Origin of the sequence: Pseudomonas ekonensis (assembly GCF_019145435.1) — a bacterium.
Classification (GTDB): Bacteria; Pseudomonadota; Gammaproteobacteria; order Pseudomonadales; family Pseudomonadaceae; genus Aquipseudomonas; species Aquipseudomonas ekonensis.
On record NZ_JAHSTS010000001.1, the window covers coordinates 753233 to 773471 of the forward strand.

Annotated in this window: 17 protein-coding genes and 1 pseudogene; 8 read left to right on the forward strand and 10 right to left on the reverse strand. The window is 65.4% G+C overall.

The window, feature by feature from the left end:
* Positions 1 to 142 precede the first annotated feature (142 nt).
* From KVG96_RS03420 to KVG96_RS03440, 5 genes are read right to left on the reverse strand one after another with little or no spacing between them, the layout of a single operon-like run.
* Positions 143 to 1144, reverse strand: a complete 1002-nt coding sequence (locus KVG96_RS03420) for an AAA family ATPase (protein ID WP_217890822.1) — start codon at positions 1142 to 1144, stop codon at positions 143 to 145.
* On the reverse strand, positions 1141 to 2304 hold the full coding sequence (locus KVG96_RS03425; RefSeq protein ID WP_217890823.1) for a DUF4350 domain-containing protein: 1164 nt from the start codon (positions 2302 to 2304) through the stop codon (positions 1141 to 1143). The genes KVG96_RS03420 and KVG96_RS03425 overlap by 4 nt, the downstream gene beginning before the upstream one ends.
* The gene (locus KVG96_RS03430; protein ID WP_217890824.1) at positions 2301 to 3842 is read right to left on the reverse strand and encodes a DUF4129 domain-containing protein; all 1542 of its coding nucleotides are present in this window, start codon (positions 3840 to 3842) and stop codon (positions 2301 to 2303) included. The genes KVG96_RS03425 and KVG96_RS03430 overlap by 4 nt, the downstream gene beginning before the upstream one ends.
* On the reverse strand, positions 3829 to 4806 hold the full coding sequence (locus KVG96_RS03435) for a stage II sporulation protein M (RefSeq protein WP_217890825.1): 978 nt from the start codon (positions 4804 to 4806) through the stop codon (positions 3829 to 3831). Before KVG96_RS03435 ends, KVG96_RS03430 begins: the two co-directional genes overlap by 14 nt.
* Entirely contained in the window at positions 4803 to 5528 is a 726-nt protein-coding gene (locus KVG96_RS03440) for an RDD family protein (protein ID WP_217890826.1), read from the reverse strand. The genes KVG96_RS03435 and KVG96_RS03440 overlap by 4 nt, the downstream gene beginning before the upstream one ends.
* Positions 5529 to 5710: 182 nt before the next feature.
* Here KVG96_RS03440 and sbcB point away from each other — a divergent pair, with 182 nt between their 5' ends.
* Positions 5711 to 7141: an exodeoxyribonuclease I gene (gene sbcB / locus KVG96_RS03445; RefSeq protein WP_217890827.1), complete on the forward strand. Its 1431-nt coding sequence runs from the start codon at positions 5711 to 5713 to the stop codon at positions 7139 to 7141.
* Between the two features lie 99 nt (positions 7142 to 7240).
* Here the strand turns inward: sbcB and mvaT are convergent, their stop codons facing one another.
* Entirely contained in the window at positions 7241 to 7618 is a 378-nt protein-coding gene (gene mvaT, locus KVG96_RS03450; RefSeq protein ID WP_217890828.1) for a histone-like nucleoid-structuring protein MvaT, read from the reverse strand.
* Between the two features lie 336 nt (positions 7619 to 7954).
* Between mvaT and purU the strand changes: the two genes are divergently transcribed.
* Both purU and KVG96_RS03460 read left to right on the forward strand, forming a co-directional pair.
* Entirely contained in the window at positions 7955 to 8803 is an 849-nt protein-coding gene (purU, locus tag KVG96_RS03455) for a formyltetrahydrofolate deformylase (protein WP_085580412.1), read from the forward strand.
* A 103-nt stretch (positions 8804 to 8906) separates the two neighbouring features.
* Entirely contained in the window at positions 8907 to 9101 is a 195-nt protein-coding gene (locus tag KVG96_RS03460) for a hypothetical protein (RefSeq protein WP_217890829.1), read from the forward strand.
* A 261-nt stretch (positions 9102 to 9362) separates the two neighbouring features.
* Here KVG96_RS03460 and KVG96_RS27745 read toward each other — a convergent pair whose 3' ends face one another.
* Together KVG96_RS27745 and KVG96_RS27750 are read right to left on the reverse strand one after the other, a co-directional pair.
* Entirely contained in the window at positions 9363 to 10127 is a 765-nt protein-coding gene (locus KVG96_RS27745) for a methyl-accepting chemotaxis protein (RefSeq protein WP_371856095.1), read from the reverse strand.
* A gap of 93 nt (positions 10128 to 10220) precedes the next feature.
* Positions 10221 to 11252, reverse strand: a pseudogene (locus tag KVG96_RS27750) (HAMP domain-containing protein); the annotation flags it as partial.
* Between the two features lie 189 nt (positions 11253 to 11441).
* Between KVG96_RS27750 and KVG96_RS03470 the strand changes: the two are divergent.
* Positions 11442 to 12929, forward strand: a complete 1488-nt coding sequence (locus tag KVG96_RS03470; RefSeq protein WP_217890830.1) for a helicase HerA-like domain-containing protein — start codon at positions 11442 to 11444, stop codon at positions 12927 to 12929.
* 21 nt (positions 12930 to 12950) lie between these two features.
* Here KVG96_RS03470 and KVG96_RS03475 read toward each other — a convergent pair whose 3' ends face one another.
* Positions 12951 to 13406 (reverse strand): DUF721 domain-containing protein, encoded by a 456-nt coding sequence (locus KVG96_RS03475; protein WP_217890831.1) that lies wholly within the window; start codon positions 13404 to 13406, stop codon positions 12951 to 12953.
* A 319-nt stretch (positions 13407 to 13725) separates the two neighbouring features.
* Here KVG96_RS03475 and secA point away from each other — a divergent pair, with 319 nt between their 5' ends.
* The 4 genes from secA to KVG96_RS03495 all read left to right on the forward strand — a co-directional run bounded on the left by secA (position 13726) and on the right by KVG96_RS03495 (position 19529).
* The gene (gene secA, locus KVG96_RS03480; protein ID WP_217890832.1) at positions 13726 to 16464 is read left to right on the forward strand and encodes a preprotein translocase subunit SecA; all 2739 of its coding nucleotides are present in this window, start codon (positions 13726 to 13728) and stop codon (positions 16462 to 16464) included.
* Between the two features lie 122 nt (positions 16465 to 16586).
* A complete protein-coding gene (gene argJ, locus KVG96_RS03485) occupies positions 16587 to 17804 on the forward strand; it encodes a bifunctional glutamate N-acetyltransferase/amino-acid acetyltransferase ArgJ (RefSeq protein ID WP_217890833.1) in 1218 nt (405 codons plus the stop codon).
* Positions 17805 to 17955: 151 nt separating this feature from the next.
* Positions 17956 to 18588, forward strand: coding sequence for a glutathione S-transferase family protein (locus tag KVG96_RS03490; protein ID WP_217890834.1), 633 nt, complete (start codon positions 17956 to 17958; stop codon positions 18586 to 18588).
* Complete coding sequence (locus tag KVG96_RS03495) at positions 18585 to 19529, forward strand: Nudix family hydrolase (protein WP_217890835.1); 945 nt, start codon at positions 18585 to 18587, stop codon at positions 19527 to 19529. The genes KVG96_RS03490 and KVG96_RS03495 overlap by 4 nt, the downstream gene beginning before the upstream one ends.
* 125 nt (positions 19530 to 19654) lie before the next feature.
* Here the strand turns inward: KVG96_RS03495 and KVG96_RS03500 are convergent, their stop codons facing one another.
* Entirely contained in the window at positions 19655 to 20239 is a 585-nt protein-coding gene (locus tag KVG96_RS03500; protein ID WP_217890836.1) for a cob(I)yrinic acid a,c-diamide adenosyltransferase, read from the reverse strand.

Sequence of the window (20239 nt, forward strand, 5' to 3'; positions counted from 1 at the left end):
GCCCCCCTTGTGGTGAGGGAGCTTGCTCCCGCCGGGCTGCGCAGCAGACCTGAATAGGCGTGACGACTCAGCGGGACGGTTATGCGACCGCTGCGCAGCCGAGCGGGAGTAAGCGCCTTCACCACACGCGGGATGGGCATGCTCACAGGCGCGGCGCCGGCACTTGGTCGAGCAGTTGCTGGAGCACCTGATCCACTTGCAGGCCCTCGATGTCCAGCTCCGGGGTGATGCGCACCCGGTGGCGCAGCACCGCCAGCGCACAGCCCTTGATGTCATCCGGGACCACGAACTCGGCGCCGCGCAGCACGGCGCGGGCGCGGCCGCAGCGCACCAGCGCGATGGAGGCCCGGGGCCCCGCGCCGAGGCTCAGGCCCGGCCAGCTGCGGGTGCTGCGGGCCAGGCGCACGGCGTAGTCGAGCACCTGGTCATCCAGCGGCAGGTCGCTGGCGATGCGCTGCAGGGCCTGGACGTCCTTGGCCTGCAGCACGGTGCGCAGCGGCTGCACGTCGAGCATGTCGGCACGGCTGGAGCGGGTGACCTGCCGCACCATGTCCAGTTCCTGGTCGGCGTCCGGGTAGTCCATGCGCACCTTGAGCATGAACCGGTCGAGTTCGGCTTCCGGCAACGGGTAGGTGCCTTCCTGCTCGATGGGGTTCTGGGTGGCCAGCACCATGAACGGTTGCGCGATGGGCAGGGCCCGCCCTTCGAGGGTGACCTGGCGCTCCTGCATGGCCTCCAGCAGGGCGGCCTGGGTCTTGGCCGGCGCGCGGTTGATCTCGTCGGCCAGCAGCAAGTGAGTGAACAGCGGCCCCTTGCGCAGCTTGAACTGTTCGGTCTGCAGGTCGTACACCGCGTGCCCGGTGACGTCGCTGGGCATCAGGTCCGGGGTGAACTGGATGCGCGCGAACTCGCCGCCGAACGTCTTGGCCAGGGCCCGGACGAGCAAGGTCTTGCCGAGCCCCGGCACGCCTTCGAGCAAGACGTGGCCGCCGGCGATCAGGGCCGTCAGCACATCGTCGATCACGCGGTCCTGGCCGATCAGGGCCTTCTGCAGTTCGTTGCGCACCGCCTGGGCCAACTGGCTGGCCCGCTGGCGTTGCTGGGCGGCATGGCTGACGGCGCCGGGCTCGGTCTGTTCGTTCATAGGGCGTTCCTCAAGGATTGCAGGTGGGCGACCTGCCGGCTGAATTCGGCGCTGGAGAGGCGTTGCTTGCGCACCGGGCTCAGGGCCTGGCTGATGGCGCGGGTCGGCTGTCGGGTCAGGCGCGACAGCGCCAGCCATTGCTCGGCCACGTTCAATTGATCGAAGCCCGGGTGCCGGCGTCGGGCCCGGCGCAGCACATCCTGTTGCAGGGCTTGCAGCAGCGTTCGCTGACCGTTGTGGCGCAGGATGAAACCGGCGCTGGCGCGCAGATGCTCCCGCAATTGCCGGCGTCCGCCGGGAGCGGGCGCCAGGACCGGCCCGTGGCGGACACCGGCGTGCCACAGCCACAAAAGGATCAGGGCCGACAGGGCCACGATGGCTTGCGGGAAGTGGCGCCAGAGCAGGGACGGCAGCCCCTCGCGAACGGTGTTGAACAGCAGGGTCACCGAGGTGTCGGCGCTCAGGTACCAGAGCAGCCAGGCGTTGTCGTACCGGGCGATGTCCGGGGTTTTCCAGAGCTCGGCATCGGTGACCACGGTGATCGTGCCGACACCGTAGGGCAGTTGCATCATGTGGGTGGCCCTGCCGCTGTTGGCCCAGGCCTGGGCCAGGTTCTTCGGGTCTTCCAGATGAAAGTCGGTGTCGAAACCGATGTAGGCCGGGGCGTCTTCGTCTTCCAGGTACAGCTTGGTCAAGTCGGGGTAGGGGTCGTCCGCCGGATCCGGCGCAGGTTCTTTCAGATCCTTGCTCAGCGACTGGTGCAGTTGCACGCGGTCGAGCAACAGGTCGTTGCTTTGGCCGCTGCGTTCGTCCCACAGCGACTCGGCGACGAACACCAGCCGCCCGCCGGCGCGGGCCCAGTTGAGCGTTTGATCGACCTGGCGCGGGGTCATGTTCGAACGGTCGCCGAACAGCAGCAATGTGTGCCGGCGCGGGTCGATGCCGGGCAAGGCATCCAGGCTTTCGGCATGGCTGACGGACAGCCCCCGCCCGCGCAGGAACAGCTCCGCCGCGAGGTAAGGATTGGCCTGCGCGGCGGGTGAGGGGCCGTGGTCGATCACGCTCTGGTAGGGTTCGGCCTTGAGGTACAGGTAGAGGCACAGCGCGCCCAGCAGGGCGATGGCCAATGCGCCGGCCAGCCTCACGGCGCGCCGGTTCAACGCGCGGCCCCCGGGCCGAACAGGGTGCGCCAGCCGTCGCACAGTTCCTGTTGCAGGTGCGTGGCGGGCAACCGGTGCCCGTAGGCCATGTTCTGCCAGTGCCCGGTCAGGCTGCGGCTGAACGCGAGCAGGTCCGGACGCTGCAACCGCTCGATCTGTGTCAGCACCTGGTGTTCGGTGTCGGCGGGTTTGAGCGTCAGGCCGAAGTCGTGCAGCAGATGGCTGAGCAGGCCCCGGTAGAGCAGGCCCAGCGCCGCCCGGGGTTGGGTGGCCCAAAGCTGTTCGGCGCTGGCGGCGATGTCGTCGGGCAGCGTTTCCTGATTCAGGTCGAGGCCGAAGGCCTGCTGCGGTACGGGGCTCTGCGGGCGTGACGGCATCTTCGGACGACGGCCGGCAAATGCCTGAAGCCAATCGCGATAGCGCCAGATCAGCCAGCCGAGCGCGGCCGACAAGGCGCCCCACAACAGCACTTCGATCAATTGCGCCAGGCCGTCGAAATGCCGGCCGTCCAGCCAGTCGAACAGCGTTTCCAGCCATTGCGGCACGCCGCCTTCGCGGGCGTTTTCTGACGGTTCGGGATCGTCGCCGAAGCGGTAGCGGGTGACGGTTTCCGGGTTCTTGAACGGCGGTTGCTCCAGCAACGCCTTGATGTCATCGCGGGAGGCCTGGCTGGTGAGAGGCTGGTGCAGCAGGCGCGGTGCCTCCGGGGCGTCGGCCGGTTCTGCCCGGGCGGTCGGCGGGGCCGGCAACTGCAAGGCGAACGCCAGCAACAGGATCGGTGCGATGCTGCTCAGGCGCTGGCGCAGACGCCGGAACGCCAGTTCGATGTCCCAGGCCTCCAGCACGGTGCGCCGGTTCAGGTAAAGGCTGAAGCCGCAGGCCACGTAGACCGGCCCCCACGCCACCAGCACCAGGGCGTAGAAGGCGTTGGTCAGGTGTTCCAGCCAGAGCCAGTCCTGGTCGGCGGCCAGGATCAGGCTTTGCCAGTCCCAATCGGTTTCCACCTGTTGCGGCAGCAGCAGGTAGAACACCACCATCAGGCCGATCCACAGCGCCGTTTCGAGATGGACGCCGATGATCGTCAGCCACTGCGCCGCCCCCGCATTGCGTTGCAGCAGCACTCGCAGACGCTGCTGGCGCGCGCTGCCGGACAGGCCTTCGAGCTGCACCACCGGCAGCAGGAAGCTGCGGCTCAGGCTCAGGCGGCGCCAGGTCAGGCTGGCGAGCAACTGCGGCTTGAGCAGGCGCGGCCATTCCCGCAGGGCCTGTTTCAGGGTCGGCGTTTCACCGAACAAGGCTTTGGAGAGGATGTACAGCGGCAAGCGTTCGTAGGCCGGCTTCAGCCACCAGAAAATGAACAGGGCCAGCGACGGCGAACGCCACAGCGACAGGCTCAGCAGGGCGAACACCGGCAAGGTGACGAGGGCCCAGCTGGTCATCAGCAGGCGCCGGTGTCGCTGGCTCATCAGCACGCCCAGATCCATGGCTTCCCAGGTCGAGCGCGGACGGATCGCCACGGTGGCGTCACTCAGGCGCATGGCGGGCCTTTCCGGCAAACAGCAGGTAGGCGGCCACCACGGCCCAAAGCCCCGCGCCGACCCCGTACTTGGTCAGCGGCGCCACGGTGGCGCGCGACGACCAGTAGGCCTCGATGAAGGCCGCGATCAGCAGGAACAGCATGACCCCGCACACCAGCGACACGCTTTGGCGCGCGGCGTGCCGGAGCGCTTCGCCGCGGGTCAGGCGCCCAGGGGCGACCAAGGCCCAGCCCAGCTTCAGCCCCGCCGCCCCGGACAGGGCGATGGACGTGAGCTCGAAGGCGCCGTGACCGACCACGAACGACCAGAACGGCTGGCCGAAACCGATGGCGCTCAGGTGCCCGGCCACCGCGCCGATGAACAGGCCGTTGTAGACCAGGTAGAAAACGCTGCCCAGGCCGAGCAGCAGACCGCCGGCGAACGTCTGGAAGGCGATGCCGATGTTATGCATGACGTAGTAGCCGAACATCACCCAGTCTTCGCTGGCCGCCCGTTCGGTCGGCCGCCCGAGATGGCCGGCGGCCGGGTCGTACATGCTTTGCGCCTCGCGCACCTGGTCGGCGGGAATCAGGGTGTACACCAGGTCAGGGAACAGCCGCACCAGCACGCCGAAACCGATCAGGCTGACGAAGAACAGCAGGGCGGCGGTCAGCACGAACCGCCATTCATCGCGCACCGTGCGGGGAAACCCGGCAAGGACGAACCCCGCCAGGCCGGCGCCGGCCCGGCTGCGCTGGCGGTACAGTTGCTGATGGCCGCGCAGCGCCTGCTGCTGCAGCGAGTCGATCAGGAAACTGCTGTAGCCCCGCTCCTGCGCCAGCGCCAGGTGCTGGCAGAGCCGGCGGTAGGCCTTGGGGAAGCCGGCCACCTGCGAGGTGTCCTTGCCTCGCTCCAGGCGTTCGAGCGCCAGCGCGAAACGCTCCCATTCGGCCTTGTGGCGGTTTTCGAAGAGGCTCTGCTTCATGTCGGGCCCAGCAGGCCGCGGGCGATGCCGTTGAGCTCGCCGACCGCCTTCGGTGCGCTGATGTGCAGCGGCTGTGCGAGCAGGGCGGCGAGTTCGTTGACCCGTGCCGGCGACAGTTCGCCCTGGCGTTCGGCGAAACCGAGCAGGGCCCGTTGCTCGCCCAAGGTGAGGGGCACCGGACAACGGCGGGGAACTGCCTCGGGCAATGACGGAGCCCGTGGCGGGGTTTCGCCGTAGACCACCAGCGTGCCGGCGGCGATGTCGCCCAGGCGTTTGAAGGTCGGGTGCTGCAGGCAACTGAGGGCGCCGAGGAAGTAGCCGAAGGGCATCAGGTCGACGACGCGCAGCAGGTTGCGCAGCAGCGAGGCCGACCAGCCGACCGGCGTGCCGTCGTCGTGCACCACCCGCAGGCCCATCCATTGCTTGCCCGGCGAACGGCCCTGGCGCAGCACCTCGAACAGCACCATGTACCACCAGCTCACCCCGAACAGCAGGAGCGAACCCAGCCCCATGCCGAGCCTGCCCAGCGCCGCGAGCACCATGAACAGCACGCCGAGCGCCGCTCCCCGCAGGGCCAGGTCGATGGCGAACGCCACTGCGCGCACCGGCAGCCCGGCCGGGCGCAAGGGCAGGTCGATGCCTTCCGGCGTCTCGACCTGATGCCGGGTGTCCTGCGGCGTAACCAGCGGTGCTTTCCTTGGCGGTGCTGAAGGCTCGAACATGGGCTACCTGAGATGTCGCCGAATGGGGATACGAGTGCGTCCGATGCTAGCAGCCTCTTGGGGGAAAACGACATAACTATGTATTGCACACCGCGCCGCGAAATGTGCCCGAATGATGCCGCGCTGGTCGTGACGACGGTCGAGCGCCTAGACTTCGCCGATCTTCAGTTCAGGAACACCCCGTGACTTCCATCTTCTGGTACGACTACGAGACCACCGGCATCAACCCGCGCAGCGACCGCCCGCTGCAGGTGGCCGGCATCCGCACCGACCACGCGCTCAACGAGATCGGCGAGCCGGTCAACCTCTATTGCCGGCCCGGCGACGACATCCTGCCGCATCCGGCGGCGTGCGCGATCACCGGTATCACGCCCGGCCGCCTGGCCGGCGATGGCCTGAGCGAAGCCGACTTCATGACCCGGGTGCATGCGCAACTGGCGGCGCCCGGCACCTGCGGCGCGGGCTACAACACCCTGCGCTTCGATGATGAAATGACCCGTTACAGCCTGTACCGCAACTTCTTCGATCCCTATGCCCGGGAATGGCAGGGCGGCAACAGCCGCTGGGACCTGATCGACGTGGTGCGCACCGCCTACGCCTTGCGTCCGGACGGCCTGGAATGGCCCACCGACGACGAAGGGCGGGTGACGCTCAAGCTCGAACGCCTGACCGCCGCCAACGGCATCGACCACGGGCATGCCCACGAAGCGCTGTCGGACGTGCGCGCCACCATCGCCCTGGCGCGGCTGATCCGCGAGAAACAGCCGAAACTGTATGACTGGCTGTTCCAGCTGCGCAGCAAACAGAAGGTCATGGATCAGATCCGCCTGATGCAGCCGATGGTGCACATCTCCGGCCGCTTCTCGGCGGCGCGGCACTATGTGGGCGTGGTGCTGCCGTTGGCCTGGCATCCGCGCAACCGCAACGCGCTGATCGTCTGCGACCTGCACCTCGATCCGCAGGGGCTGCTGGATCTGGATGCCGAGACCCTGCGCCGGCGCCTGTACACCCGCCGCGAAGACCTGGCCGAAGGCGAACTGCCGGTGCCGCTCAAGCAGATCCACATCAACCGCTGTCCGGTGGTGGCGCCGATGTCGGTATTGCGTGCCGAAGATCAACAACGGCTCGGGCTGGACATGGCGTTGTATCAGGCCCGTGCCTTGCGGCTAAGTGACGCACAGCAAGTTTGGAAAGATAAGATCCCGGCCATTTACGCCAGTGAGGAATTCATCCCGAGCGAAGATCCGGAACAACAGTTGTACGACGGATTTATCGGCGACCGTGACCGGCGTCTATGTGAACAAGTGAGGGCGGCGGACCCTGCGCAATTGGCGCAGGAACAATGGCCTTTCGATGATGAACGTTTGCCGGAGTTGTTGTTTCGATATCGAGCACGCAACTTTCCGCAAACGTTGAATTCCGAAGAGCAACAACGCTGGACGGAATTCTGCCGGCAGCGATTGTCGGACAGCGGATGGGGGGCTCCCAATACCCTGACATCATTTGCCGACGCCATGGGGCAATGGGCGCTTAGTGCGACGCCTGAGCAGAATGCGGTGCTCGCGCAATGGCAGGATTATGTCCAGGTGTTGCGCAAACGTTTGAACCTGTGAATCCGGACAAGCCCCCATAAAATTGAAGGCATAAAAAACGCCAGCGGATGCTGGCGTTTTTTTGTGTGCCGCGGACGTGTCTGCGACGGGGGTTACAGCTTAGCCCAGCAGGGTGGACCAGCTCTCGACCACGTCACCGCCCCACTTGGCTTTCCACTCTTTCAGGGTCTTGTGGTTGCCGCCTTTGGTTTCGATGACTTCACCGTTGTGCGGGTTTTTGTATTGTTTAACTTTGCGTGCACGCTTGGTGCCGGTAGTTTTGACTGAGCCGCCGCGTGGGGCCTTGGTTTTGGACTCTGGATCCAGCAGCGCGATGATGTCGCGCAGGGACTTGGAGTACTCGCCCATCAGGGCGCGCAGTTTGCCTTCGAATTCCAGTTCTTTTTGCAGTTTGTCGTCTTGCGACAGGTTCTGCAGACGGGCTTGCAGCTCTTTGATGGCTTCTTCGGTGGCGCGGTATTCGTTGATCAAGGACATGGTTACTACCTTATGTAGGAGTGCTGGGTGGCAGGGACAGTGCGGCAATAATAGTCAGGCTGTTTCATCAAGTAAACATTTAACCGGACCATTTATTTGAATTAGTTTCGATGAAAAGGCCTGAATTGAATATTTGGTTAAATAATGTGATGCAGTCTTCAGCGATATTCGCTGTCATCCGTTCGCCCATGGCTTTTGCGCCGGCGCCCCCTGACGGCAAGCGGCGTCGAGCGTCCCGTCCGCCCCCGGAAACGGACCGGGCGGTCATCAATACTGCAGTTTTTGCGCACAGTCGCTAGAATGGCCGCCTTTGCGAAGTTCTGGAGTTTCCCCCTCATGCGCACCTTTCGGTTGGTGATTTCCTGCCCGGACCGCGTTGGCATCGTTGCCAAAGTCAGTAACTTTCTGGCGTCCCACAACGGCTGGATCACCGAAGCGAGCCACCACTCGGACAATCAGGTCGGCTGGTTCTTCATGCGTCACGAAATCCGTGCCGACTCCCTGCCGTTCGGTATCGAAACCCTGCGCGAGAAGTTCGCGCCGATCGCCGAAGAGTTCTCGATGGACTGGCGCATCACCGACACCGAGCAGAAAAAGCGCGTGGTGCTGATGGCCAGCCGCGAGTCCCACTGCCTGGCCGACCTGCTGCACCGCTGGCACAGCGATGAGCTGGACTGCGAGATCGCCTGCGTGATCTCCAACCACGACGACCTGCGCAGCATGGTCGAGTGGCACGGTATCCCTTACTACCACGTGCCGGTGAACCCGCAGGACAAGCAGCCGGCCTTCGCCGAAGTCTCGCGCCTGGTCCGCCAGCACGAAGCCGACGTGGTGGTGCTGGCGCGCTACATGCAGATCCTGCCGCCGGAGCTGTGCAGCGAATACGCGCAGAAGGTCATCAACATCCACCACAGCTTCCTGCCGTCGTTCGTCGGCGCCAAGCCTTACCACCAGGCCTCGCTGCGTGGCGTGAAGCTGATCGGCGCGACCTGCCACTACGTGACCGAAGAGCTGGACGCCGGCCCGATCATCGAGCAGGACGTGGTGCGCGTCAGCCACAGCGACAGCATCGAAGACATGGTGCGTTTCGGCCGTGACGTCGAGAAGATGGTGCTGGCCCGCGGCCTGCGCTATCACCTGGAAGACCGCGTGCTGGTGCACGGCAACAAGACTGTGGTGTTCTGACCGGACCGACAGGCGCCGGTTGAAAAAGGAAGGGCCTGGGCGTTCAATCGTCCAGGCCATTTTTTTTATCCGCAGCATCCGTTCGAGCCCCGAGGACATGCCCATGAGCGATCCACTGGACAAAGCCACTTCAAAAGCGCCCGCGACGTTGGGGGAGGGCTGCCTGGCCCGTTACGACCCGGATGACATGGGCCCGGAGGACGGGACGGAGTTTCCCGGCGCGGCTGAGCTGTGGGAGCGGCTCAAGGATGAGGAGGCGCAGAGCGGTGAGCCTGAGGGCAAGTCGGCGGAGCGTTAGCGCCGCAGTGGTTTGCGGTGCCCCACAACCTGTGGAAGCAACTGGCTGGCGGAGTATCGGCTGACGTCATCGCCAGCAGGCTGGCTCGCAGTATTTTGTGGGAGCGGCGGATCGGTCGCCAACGGTGTCGATGATCCCGACCCCATCGCTGGCAAGCCAGCGCCCACAGGGCATTGCGGATTCGGCAGATTCTGTGCCTGGCGCAAAAAACTGTGGGAGCCGGCCTGCCGCCGCGATCGCGGGCAGGGCCGTGAAGGCGCCTCAGATGCGGAAGGTGCCCACCAGATGCTTGAGCCGCGCCGCCTGCTGCTCGAGGTCCGAGCACGCGCGCAGGGTGGCCTGCAGGTTTTCCACGCCTTCCTGGTTCAGCGTGTTGATCTCGGTGATGTCGACGTTGATCGACTCCACCACGGCGGTCTGCTCTTCGGTGGCGGTGGCCACCGACTGGTTCATGCCGTCGATCTCGCCGATGCGCTGGGTCACGCTGCTCAGGCGTTCGCCGGCCTGGTTGGCGATCTCCACGCTGTCCTGACTGTGGCGCTGGCTGTCGCTCATGGTGCTGACGGATTCCCGGGCGCCGACCTGCAGCTCCTCGATCATGGTCTGCACCTGTTGCGCCGACTCCTGGGTGCGGTGCGCCAGGTTGCGCACTTCGTCGGCCACCACGGCGAAACCGCGGCCTGCCTCGCCGGCACGGGCCGCTTCGATGGCGGCGTTGAGCGCCAGCAGGTTGGTCTGCTGGGAAATGCTGGTGATCACTTCCAGGATCTGGCCGATGTTCACGGTCTTGCTGTTGAGCGATTCGATGTTGGTGCTCGAGGCGCTGAGCATGCTCGACAGCTGGTTCATCGCCTTGATGCTGCGGTCCACCACCTGCTGGCCGTCTTCGGCCAGGTTGCGCGCGTCGCTGGCCTGGGTCGAGGCCTGCGCGGCGTTGCGGGCGATTTCCTGGGCGGCGGCGCCGAGCTGGTTGATCGCGGCGGCCACGCTGTTGGTGCGCGAGGCCTGCTGGTCGGAGTTGTACATCGACGAGTTGGACGCCGCGACCACCCGCAGGGCGACTTCGTTGACCTGGCCGGTGGCCGAGGACACTTCGCGGATCGAACCGTGGATGCGCTCCACGAAACGGTTGAACGCGGTGCCGAGCACGCCGAACTCGTCCTGGTTCTGGATGGTCAGGCGCTTGGTCAGGTCGCCTTCGCCGTCGGCGATGTCTTCCATGGCGCGGGTCATGACGTGCAGCGGCTGGATCAAGATGCGGATCAGCATGCCGAGCAGGGCGATGATGATCGCCACCGCGATCACGGTCGCGATCACGGCCGAGGTGCGGAACTGGCTGAGCATCGAGAACGCCTTGTCCTTGTCCACCGACAGGCCGATGTACCAGTTCACCGACGGCAGGCCCTTGATCGGGGTGAAGGTGACGATGCGGGTCTTGCCGTCGACGGTGACTTCGCTGAAGTCGCTGCTGATGCGCGGGGTGTCCTGCGGGTAGGCTTCCTTGAGCGATTTCATCACCAGGGCTTTGTCAGGGTGCACCAGGATCTTGCCGTCGGCGCTGACCAGGAACACATAGCCCATGCCGTCGAAGTCGCGGGCGGCGAGGGTGTCGATCAGGGTTTGCAGGCTCAGGTCGCCGCCGACCACGCCCACGCTCTGGCCGGCCTTCTTCGAAGCCGTGGCGATGGAAATGATCAGTTGGCCGGTGGCCGCGTCGATGTAGGGTTCGGTCAGGGTCGAGGTGCTGCTGCCTTCGGCGCCCTTGTACCAGGGGCGGACACGCGGGTCGAAACCGTCCGGCATCTTGGCATCCGGGCGGATGGTGAAGTGGCCGGTGGCATCGCCCAGGTAGGAAGCCATGAAGGTGGAGGTCAGGGCTTTCTGTTCCAGCAGGCCGGCGACCGTCGACGGTTCCGGGTTGATGGCGATGTTCTGTGCGGCGTTCTCGATCAGCAGGATGCGACCGTTGAGCCAGGTCTGGATGTTGCCGGCGGTGACCTCGCCCATCTCGTTGAGGTAGTTGTTCAGGTCCTCGCGGATCGCGTTGCGCTGCAGCCAGTCGTTGTACAGCGTGAACGAGGCGAAGGCGGCGATGACGATGAGGGCGGCGGCAAGCAGGATTTTATGGCTGAAGCGCAGGTTTTTGTTCATGGCTTGGGGTTCCGCTAAGGTCTTAATGTCCAGGACGTGCTTTTATGGAAGCGCGCAGAATGGGCAAGGGTGAAAGTAAGCTGATATTTCCGTCTCTCCTTAGGGAAATGTCAGACCCGGCTTGTGGCCGGGTCTCTCGCCTTTATATATCGGCCATGCAGAATCAAAGATTAACCATTAGGTGACAAAATGCCTGACTCTCTGCAACTCGTAATCGGCGCCGATCTCGCCGGGCAACCGATCGCCCAGGCCATGCGCCTGGCCAACCGCCACGGCCTGGTGGCCGGCGCCACCGGCACCGGCAAGACCGTCACCTTACAGCGCCTGGCCGAAGCGTTCAGCGACGCCGGGGTCGCGGTGTTCGCCGCCGACGTCAAGGGTGACCTGTGCGGCCTCGGCGCGGCCGGCAACCCCCAGGGCAAGGTCGCCGAGCGCATCGCCGACATGCCGTGGCTGAACCACACCCCTCAGGCCTATCCGGTGACGCTGTGGGATATCCACGGCCAGTCCGGTCATCCGTTGCGCACCACCTTGAGCGAAATGGGCCCGCTGCTGATCGGCAGCCTGCTGGAACTCACCGACAGCCAACAGTCGGCGCTCTACGCGGCGTTCAAGGTGGCGGACCGCGAAGGGCTGCTGTTGCTGGACCTGAAAGACCTGAAGGCGCTGCTCAACCACCTCAAGGACAACCCGCAACTGCTGGGCGAGGACGCGGCGCTGTTCACCACCGGTTCAAGCCAGGCGCTGCTGCGGCGTCTGGCGACGCTGGAGCAGCAGGGCGCCGAAGCCCTGTTCGGCGAGCCGGCGCTGCAGCTTGAAGACATCCTGCAGCCGGCGGCCGACGGGCGCGGGCGCATTCATCTGCTCGACGCCAGCCGCCTGGTGCACGAGGCGCCGAAGGTGTACGCCACCTTCCTGCTGTGGCTGCTGGCTGAGCTGTTCGAGCAGTTGCCCGAGCGCGGCGACGCCGACAAGCCGCTGCTGGCGCTGTTCTTCGACGAGGCGCACTTGCTGTTCACCGATACGCCCAAGGCCTTGCAGGAACGGCTGGAGCAGGTGGTGCGGCTGATCCGCTCCAAGGGCGTCGGGGTGTATTTCGTCACTCAGTCGCCGGGCGACCTGCCGGACGATGTGCTGGCGCAGTTGGGCCTGCGCATCCAGCACGGCCTGCGGGCCTTCACCGCCAAGGAACAGAAGTCCCTGCGGGCGGTGGCGGACGGTTTCCGGCCCAATCCTGCGTTCGACACCCTGACGGTGCTGACCGAGCTTGGCATCGGCGAAGCGCTGGTCGGCACCTTGCAGGAAAAAGGCACCCCGGAAACGGTGCAGCGCGTGCTGGTGGCGCCGCCGCAATCGCGGATCGGACCGTTGACCGAGACCGAACGCACCGTGCTGATCGGCGGATCGCCGTTCAAGGGCCGCTATGACAAGCCCATCGACCGTGAGTCGGCCTACGAGATCCTGATGGGCCGCAAGGGACTGGCGCCGGAGGCCGAAACGGCGCCGGGCAAACCGGCGGCGGAGGAACCGAGCCTGGCCGACCGCGCCGGGGAGTTCCTCGGCACGGCGGCGGGGCAGGCGCTGAAATCGGCGATGCGCCAGGCGGCGAACCAGTTGGGCAAGCAATTGGTGCGCGGCCTGATGGGCTCTTTGCTGGGCGGCAGCAAGCGGCGCTGAGCTGCGTCGGCAGGGCGGCGGTCAGCCCTTGGTCTTGGCGTGCGCCGCCAGCCGCTCCAGCGCCGCCCGAAGGTTCGGGTCGCTGATCCCCTCGGCGGTGGACTGAAGGGTCGCCGCCGCATCCGTCGACAGGTCGACGCTGTGTCCGGTCGTCCCGCGCTGGACGGTCGGTGGCTGCACCTTGAACAGTATCCGCGTCAATCCGGCGAACTCGTCGAACATCAGCAATTGCCGTTGCAGGCGTTTTTGCTGATAGCGCAGGCGGGTCGCCCAATGGCCGTCGGTGACAATCAGCAACAAATCCCCTTCACGCCACTTGGCCACATGGCAGTGCTCGCGGGCGGCCGGCTGCAACTGGGTTTCGAGCAGGCGCTGCAGGTGCCCCAGGCGTTGGGCGTGGTTGAGGATGGCCTTCAGCGGCCTGGCTTCGCGAAGCAGGACAGCGGGTGCCTTGGCTGTGTGCGGGCGAAATGCCATGATCGAACACCGAAATTGACGAGGGCACTATGTTAACAGGAAGGTCATCAGGAGCGGCTCACGCACTCGCCCCATTGCTTTTGCCCCTGCTTTGCCCCTTAAATCAACGACTGACTCGAGCGCCGTACGGCTTGAAGTCGAGCAAAACGCCCCTATTTTAAGTGAGCCCCGTCAAAGCGCAGTGCCAGCATCGTGGAACATCGCCACTTTCCTCACCACCGTTTCCGGGTAGAATGCTCGTTCGCATGCGGCCATGAGGGCTGCACGGGCGACTCACGGGGCCGCCCTCCATCCCTTTAGTGTGGAAGATCCTGCCGATATGTTTGCGCCTTTGTTAAAGAAACTTTTTGGAAGCAAGAACGAGCGTGAAGTCAAACGCATGCTCAAGACGGTGCAACTCGTCAATGCCTTCGAAGAGAAGATGGTCGCCCTCTCGGACGATCAACTGCGCGCCAAGACTGCCGAGTTCAAGGACCGCATCGCCAAAGGGGAAACCCTCGACAAGCTGCTGCCCGAAGCGTTCGCGGTCGCCCGCGAAGCCGGCAAGCGCGTCATGGGCATGCGTCACTTCGACGTTCAGCTGATCGGCGGCATGACCTTGCATGAAGGCCGGATCGCCGAAATGCGCACCGGTGAGGGCAAGACCCTCGTGGGCACCCTGGGCGTCTACCTCAACGCGCTGTCCGGCAAGGGCGTGCACGTGGTGACGGTGAACGACTACCTGGCCCGCCGCGACGCCAACTGGATGCGTCCGCTGTACGAATTCCTCGGCCTGACCGTCGGTATCGTCACGCCGTTCCAGCCGCCTGAGGAAAAGCGTCTGGCCTACGCCGCCGACATCACCTACGGCACCAACAACGAATTCGGTTTCGACTACCTGCGCGACAACATGGCGTTCAGCATGGAAGAGAAATTCCAGCGCGAACTCAACTTTGCCGTGATCGACGAAGTCGACTCCATCCTCATCGACGAAGCCCGTACCCCGCTGATCATCTCCGGTCAGGCCGAGGACAGCTCCAAGCTGTACATCGAGATCAACAAGCTGATCCCGAAACTCAAGCTGCACGTCGAGGAAGTCGAAGGCGAAGTCACCCAGGAAGGCCACTACACCGTTGACGAGAAGACCCGTCAGGTCGAACTCAACGAAGCCGGCCACCAGTTCATCGAAGACCAGCTGACCAGCATCGGCCTGCTGGCCGAAGGCGAGAGCCTGTACTCGGCGCACAACCTGAGCCTGCTGACTCACGTCTACGCCGGCCTGCGTGCGCACAAGCTGTTCCACCGCAACGTCGAGTACATCGTGCAGGACGGCCAGGTCGTGCTGGTCGACGAGCACACCGGCCGCACCATGCCGGGCCGCCGCCTGTCCGAGGGCCTGCACCAGGCCATCGAAGCCAAGGAAAACCTGAACATCCAGGCCGAAAGCCAGACCCTGGCCTCGACCACGTTCCAGAACTACTTCCGTCTGTACACCAAACTGTCCGGCATGACCGGTACGGCCGATACCGAAGCGTTCGAGTTCCATCAGATCTACAACCTGCCGGTGATCGTGATCCCGACCAACAAGCCGTTGGCCCGCAAGGACTACAACGACCTGGTGTTCCTGACCGCCGAAGAGAAATACGCGGCGATCGTCAACGACATCAAGGAAAGCATGGCGGCCGGCCGTCCGGTGCTGGTCGGTACGGCCACCATCGAAACGTCCGAGCACATGTCCAGCCTGCTGGTGAAAGAAGGCATCGAGCACAAGGTGCTGAACGCCAAGTTCCACGAGAAGGAAGCGGAAATCATCGCCCAGGCCGGTCGTCCGGGCGCGCTGACCATCGCCACCAACATGGCCGGTCGCGGTACCGACATCCTGTTGGGCGGCAACTGGGAAGTGGAAGTCGCTTCGCTGGAAAACCCGACCCCCGAGCAGATCGCCCAGATCAAGGCCGACTGGCAGAAGCGTCACCAGCAAGTGCTGGAGGCGGGCGGCCTGCAGGTGATCGCTTCCGAGCGTCACGAATCCCGCCGTATCGACAACCAGCTGCGTGGCCGTGCCGGCCGTCAGGGCGATGCCGGTTCCAGTCGCTTCTACCTGTCGCTGGAAGACAGCCTGATGCGCATCTTCGCCTCCGACCGGGTGAAGAACTTCATGAAGGCCCTGGGCATGCAGCCGGGCGAGGCGATCGAGCACCGCATGGTGACCAACGCCATCGAAAAGGCGCAGCGCAAGGTCGAAGGCCGCAACTTCGACATCCGCAAGCAACTGCTGGAGTTCGACGACGTCAACAACGAGCAGCGTAAAGTGATCTATCACATGCGCAACACGTTGCTGGCCGCCGACAACGTCGGCGAGACCATCGCCGACTTCCGCCAGGACGTGCTCAACGCCACCGTGAGCGCCCACATCCCGCCGCAGTCGCTGCCGGAGCAGTGGGACGTGGCCGGCCTGGAAGCCGCGCTGCAGAGCGACTTCGGCGTATCGCTGCCGATCCAGAAATGGCTCGACGAAGACGATCACCTGTACGAAGAGACCCTGCGCGAGAAGCTGCTGAACGAGCTGGTCGCCGCCTACAACGAGAAGGAAGACCAGGCCGGCGCCGACGCCCTGCGTTCCTTCGAGAAGCAGATCGTGCTGCGGGTGCTGGACGACCTGTGGAAAGACCACCTGTCGACCATGGATCACCTGCGCCACGGCATCCACCTGCGCGGCTATGCCCAGAAGAACCCGAAGCAGGAGTACAAGCGCGAGTCCTTCACGCTGTTCTCCGAACTGCTGGATTCGATCAAGCGCGACTCGATCCGTGTGCTGTCGCACGTTCAGGTGCGCCGCGAAGACCCGGCCGAGGAAGAGGCCCGCCTGCGTCAGGAAGCCGAAGCGCTGGCCGCCCGCATGCAGTTCCAGCACGCCGAGGCGCCAGGCCTGGAAGCGCAGCCGGAAGAAATGGGTGAAGAGGTCGACGTGGCCCTCGCCGCCGCGCCGGTCCGCAACGAGCAGAAACTGGGCCGCAACGAGCTGTGCTACTGCGGTTCGGGCAAGAAGTTCAAGCATTGCCACGGGCAGATCCAGTAAAACCCGTTTCAATCGCTGAAATACCCGCGCCGCGACCGGCATCAGCCGTCGCGGCGTTTTGCCATTTATCCCGCCGCTTTTCCGTGTGGCGGTGCTGACATTACTGATTGAGGAGCGCATTCATGGCTGTTGGTCTTGGTCCTTTGCCAACGTTGCACCCGGTTGCCGGTTTTGAACTCGGTATCGCCTCGGCCGGCATCAAGCGCCCGGGGCGCAAGGATGTCGTCGTGATGCGCTGTGCCGAAGGCTCCACCGTGGCCGGCGTGTTCACGTTGAACGCTTTCTGCGCAGCGCCGGTGATCCTGGCCAAGCAGCGCGTGAAGAATCCGGTGCGTTACCTGCTGACCAACACCGGCAACGCCAACGCCGGCACCGGCGAGCCGGGCCTGGCCGCCGCCGAGCGCACCTGCGCCAGGCTGGCCGAGCTGACCGGCGTGGACGCCAGCCTGGTGCTGCCGTACTCCACCGGCGTGATCGGTGAGCCGCTGCCGGTCGAGAAGATCGAAGGCGCTCTGCAGGCCGCCCTGGACGACCTGTCGGAAAACAACTGGGAAGCCGCCGCCACCGGCATCATGACCACCGACACCTTGCCCAAGGGCGCCAGCCGCCAGTTCCAGCATGACGGCGTGACCGTCACCGTGACCGGCATCAGCAAGGGCGCCGGCATGATCCGGCCGAACATGGCGACCATGCTCGGCTACATCGCCACCGACGCCAAGGTCTCCCGCGAGGTGCTGCAGAGCCTGATGCTGGACGGCGCCAACAAGTCGTTCAACCGCATCACCATCGACGGCGACACCTCGACCAACGACTGCTGCATGCTGATCGCCACCGGCAAGGCCGCGCTGCCGGAAATCACCCGGGCCGAGGGCGAGCTGTTCGCCAAGCTCAAGCAGGCGGTGTTCGAAGTGTGCATGGACGTGGCCCAGGCCATCGTGCGCGACGGCGAAGGCGCGACCAAGTTCGTGACCGTCGAAGTCAACGGCGGCGGCAACCATCAGGAATGCCTGGACGTCGGCTACACCGTGGCCCACTCGCCGCTGATCAAGACCGCGCTGTTCGCCTCCGACCCGAACTGGGGCCGCATCCTGGCGGCCGTGGGCCGTGCCGGCGTGCCGGACCTGGACGTGAGCAAGATCGACGTGTTCCTCGGCGAAGTGTGCATCGCCAGCCGCGGCGCCCGTGCCGCGACCTACACCGAGGCCCAAGGCGCGGCGGTGATGCAGCGTGAAGAGATCACCATCCGCATCGAACTGGGCCGCGGCGATTGCAGCGAAACGATCTGGACCACCGACCTGTCCCACGAGTACGTGAAGATCAACGCCGAATACCGCACCTGATTCGCAGCCGCGTTGCTGCCATCGCCAGCAGGCTGGCTCCCGCAACGGACATTCTGTGAATGCCGATCCTGTGGGAGCCGCGTTGCTGGCGATGACGGCGGCCCGGCACAGAACGTCCCGAAGTTTTCCACTGACGAAAAGGCGCCCCACCATGTCCCTGCACCTGATCATCGGCGACAAACTGCTTTCCTCCTGGTCCCTGCGCGGCGCCCTGGCCCTTGAGCTGGCCGGTGCGGACTACACCGAAGAGCTGGTCAAGCTCGGCAAGCCCGATACCCGCGAGCGTCTGCTCCAGCATTCGCCGACCGCCAAGGTGCCGCTGCTCAAGACACCCCACGGCACCATCGCCGACTCGCTGGCCATCGCCGAGTACGTGGCCGAGCAGTTCCCGGCGGCGCAGCTCTGGCCCGCCGATGTCGCCGCCCGCGCCCAGGCCCGTTCGGCCTGCGCCCAGATGCACAGCGGTTTCTTCGCCATGCGCAATCACATGCCGTTCGACCTGAGCCACGACGCGCCGCTGAACCCGGTGCCGCCGGAAGTGAAGGCCGACATCGAGCGCATGCTCGCGCTGTGGGCCGAGTGCCGCGCCGCGGCCACGCAAACCGGTCCCTACCTGTTCGGCCGCGCCAGCCTGGCCGACGCGTTCTTCGCCCCGATCGCCGTGCGCCTGCGCACCTATCAGGTGAGCCTGCCGGCGGCGGACGAAGCCTATGTTGAAACGGTCTACCGATGGCCGGCCTTCCAGGCCTGGCAGAAGGCGGGCCTTGAGGAGTTGCAGTCGTGAAACGTGTACACGTCGCTGCGGCCGTCATCCGAGACGGCAGCGGCAAGATCCTGATCGCCAAACGGGCGGACAACCAGCATCAGGGCGGGTTGTGGGAGTTCCCCGGCGGCAAGGTCGAGGACGGCGAATCCGTCGAGGCCGCGCTGGCCCGCGAACTGCGCGAAGAGCTGGGGATTGTGGTCGGCCACGCGCGCCCGCTGATCCAGGTGCGCCACGACTATCCGGACAAGCAGGTGCTGCTGGATGTCTGGGAAGTCGCAGCCTTCACCGGCGAGCCCCACGGCGCCGAAGGCCAGCCGTTGGCCTGGGTGACGGCCCGGGAGCTTTCGAACTACGAGTTCCCGGCGGCCAACCAGCCGATCGTCGCGGCGGCGCGGTTGCCCGGCGAATACCTGATCACCCCGGACGGCCTGGAGACCCCGGCCTTGCTGCGGGGCATCCAGAAGGCCATCGCCGGCGGGATCAAACTGATCCAGTTGCGCGCGCCCAACGGCTACGACCCCAAGTACCGCGATCTGGCGGTGGATGCGGTAGGGCTGTGCGCCGGCAAGGCGCAGCTGATGCTCAAGGGGCCGTTCGAATGGCTGGGGGATTTCCCCTCCGCCGGTTGGCATGTCACCGCCGCGCAGTTGCGCAAGCACGCGGCGGCGGGGCGTCCGCTGCCGGCCAACCGCTGGCTGGCGGCCTCCTGTCACAACGCCGAAGAGCTGGCGCTGGCCGAGCAGATGGGCGTGGACTTCGTGACCCTGTCGCCGGTGCAGCCGACCCTGACCCATCCGGACGCGCAGCCGCTGGGCTGGGAACAGGCCCAAGCGTTGATCGAGGGCTTCAGCAAACCGGTGTTCCTGCTGGGTGGCGTCGGCCCTGCGGAGCGGGAGAAGGCCTGGGGCGTCGGGGCCCAGGGTGTGGCGGGGATCCGGGCGTTCTGGCCGCAGGCTTGAGCTTGCGGTGAACCTGCCGGCCTCATCGCCAGCAGGCTGGCTCCCACCTCGGTTGAATGCAGCCTCTGTGTTCACCGCAGAACCCTGTGGGAGCCAGCCTGCTGGCGATGGCTTCCTGCCTGGTGTTACTGCCCTGAAGGCTTGGCCGCCGGCTGCCAAAGGATCTCAGCGATTCCCTGGCGGCGGGCAATCAGCCGCGCCACCACAAACAGCAAGTCCGACAGCCGATTGATGTACGCCAGCCCGACGCCGGCCAGCGGCTCCACGGCATTGAGGTGCTGGCACCGCCGCTCGGCGCTGCGGGCCAGGCTGCGGCAGGCGTGGGCCTGAGCGATCAGCATCGAGCCGCCGGGCAGAATGAAGTTCTCCAGCGGCCCCAGCTCTTCGTTCCAGACATCGATGGCGGCCTCCAGGCGCTCCACCTCCGCCGTGTCCAGCGCCTGGTACGCCGGCATCGCCAGTTCGCCGCCGAGGTCGAACAGCCGGTGCTGGCAGGGCGCAAGCACTTCGATCAGCTCATTGAGCCCCGGACATTTTTCGCGTTCGGCGATCAGTCCGGCCAGCAGCACGCCCAATTGGCTGTTCAGCGAATCGACTTCGCCGATGGCCTCGATCCGCGGGTGGTCCTTGGGCACGCGACGGCCGTCGCCCAGGCCGGTCTCGCCCTTGTCTCCGGTGCGGGTGTAGATCTTCGACAGGCGAAAGCCCAT

Coding starts and splice junctions, on each gene's coding strand:
- KVG96_RS03420 (WP_217890822.1), bottom strand. CDS start 1,144: ATGAACGAACAGACCGAGCCCGGCGCCGTCAGCCATGCCGCCCAGCAA.
- mvaT (WP_217890828.1), bottom strand. CDS start 7,618: ATGTCCTTGATCAACGAATACCGCGCCACCGAAGAAGCCATCAAAGAG.
- KVG96_RS03500 (WP_217890836.1), bottom strand. CDS start 20,239: ATGGGCTTTCGCCTGTCGAAGATCTACACCCGCACCGGAGACAAGGGC.
- KVG96_RS03440 (WP_217890826.1), bottom strand. CDS start 5,528: ATGTTCGAGCCTTCAGCACCGCCAAGGAAAGCACCGCTGGTTACGCCG.
- KVG96_RS03490 (WP_217890834.1), top strand. CDS start 17,956: ATGTCCCTGCACCTGATCATCGGCGACAAACTGCTTTCCTCCTGGTCC.
- KVG96_RS03475 (WP_217890831.1), bottom strand. CDS start 13,406: ATGGCATTTCGCCCGCACACAGCCAAGGCACCCGCTGTCCTGCTTCGC.
- KVG96_RS03430 (WP_217890824.1), bottom strand. CDS start 3,842: ATGCGCCTGAGTGACGCCACCGTGGCGATCCGTCCGCGCTCGACCTGG.
- KVG96_RS03435 (WP_217890825.1), bottom strand. CDS start 4,806: ATGAAGCAGAGCCTCTTCGAAAACCGCCACAAGGCCGAATGGGAGCGT.
- KVG96_RS03460 (WP_217890829.1), top strand. CDS start 8,907: ATGAGCGATCCACTGGACAAAGCCACTTCAAAAGCGCCCGCGACGTTG.
- argJ (WP_217890833.1), top strand. CDS start 16,587: ATGGCTGTTGGTCTTGGTCCTTTGCCAACGTTGCACCCGGTTGCCGGT.
- secA (WP_217890832.1), top strand. CDS start 13,726: ATGTTTGCGCCTTTGTTAAAGAAACTTTTTGGAAGCAAGAACGAGCGT.
- KVG96_RS27745 (WP_371856095.1), bottom strand. CDS start 10,127: ATGTACAACTCCGACCAGCAGGCCTCGCGCACCAACAGCGTGGCCGCC.
- purU (WP_085580412.1), top strand. CDS start 7,955: ATGCGCACCTTTCGGTTGGTGATTTCCTGCCCGGACCGCGTTGGCATC.
- KVG96_RS03470 (WP_217890830.1), top strand. CDS start 11,442: ATGCCTGACTCTCTGCAACTCGTAATCGGCGCCGATCTCGCCGGGCAA.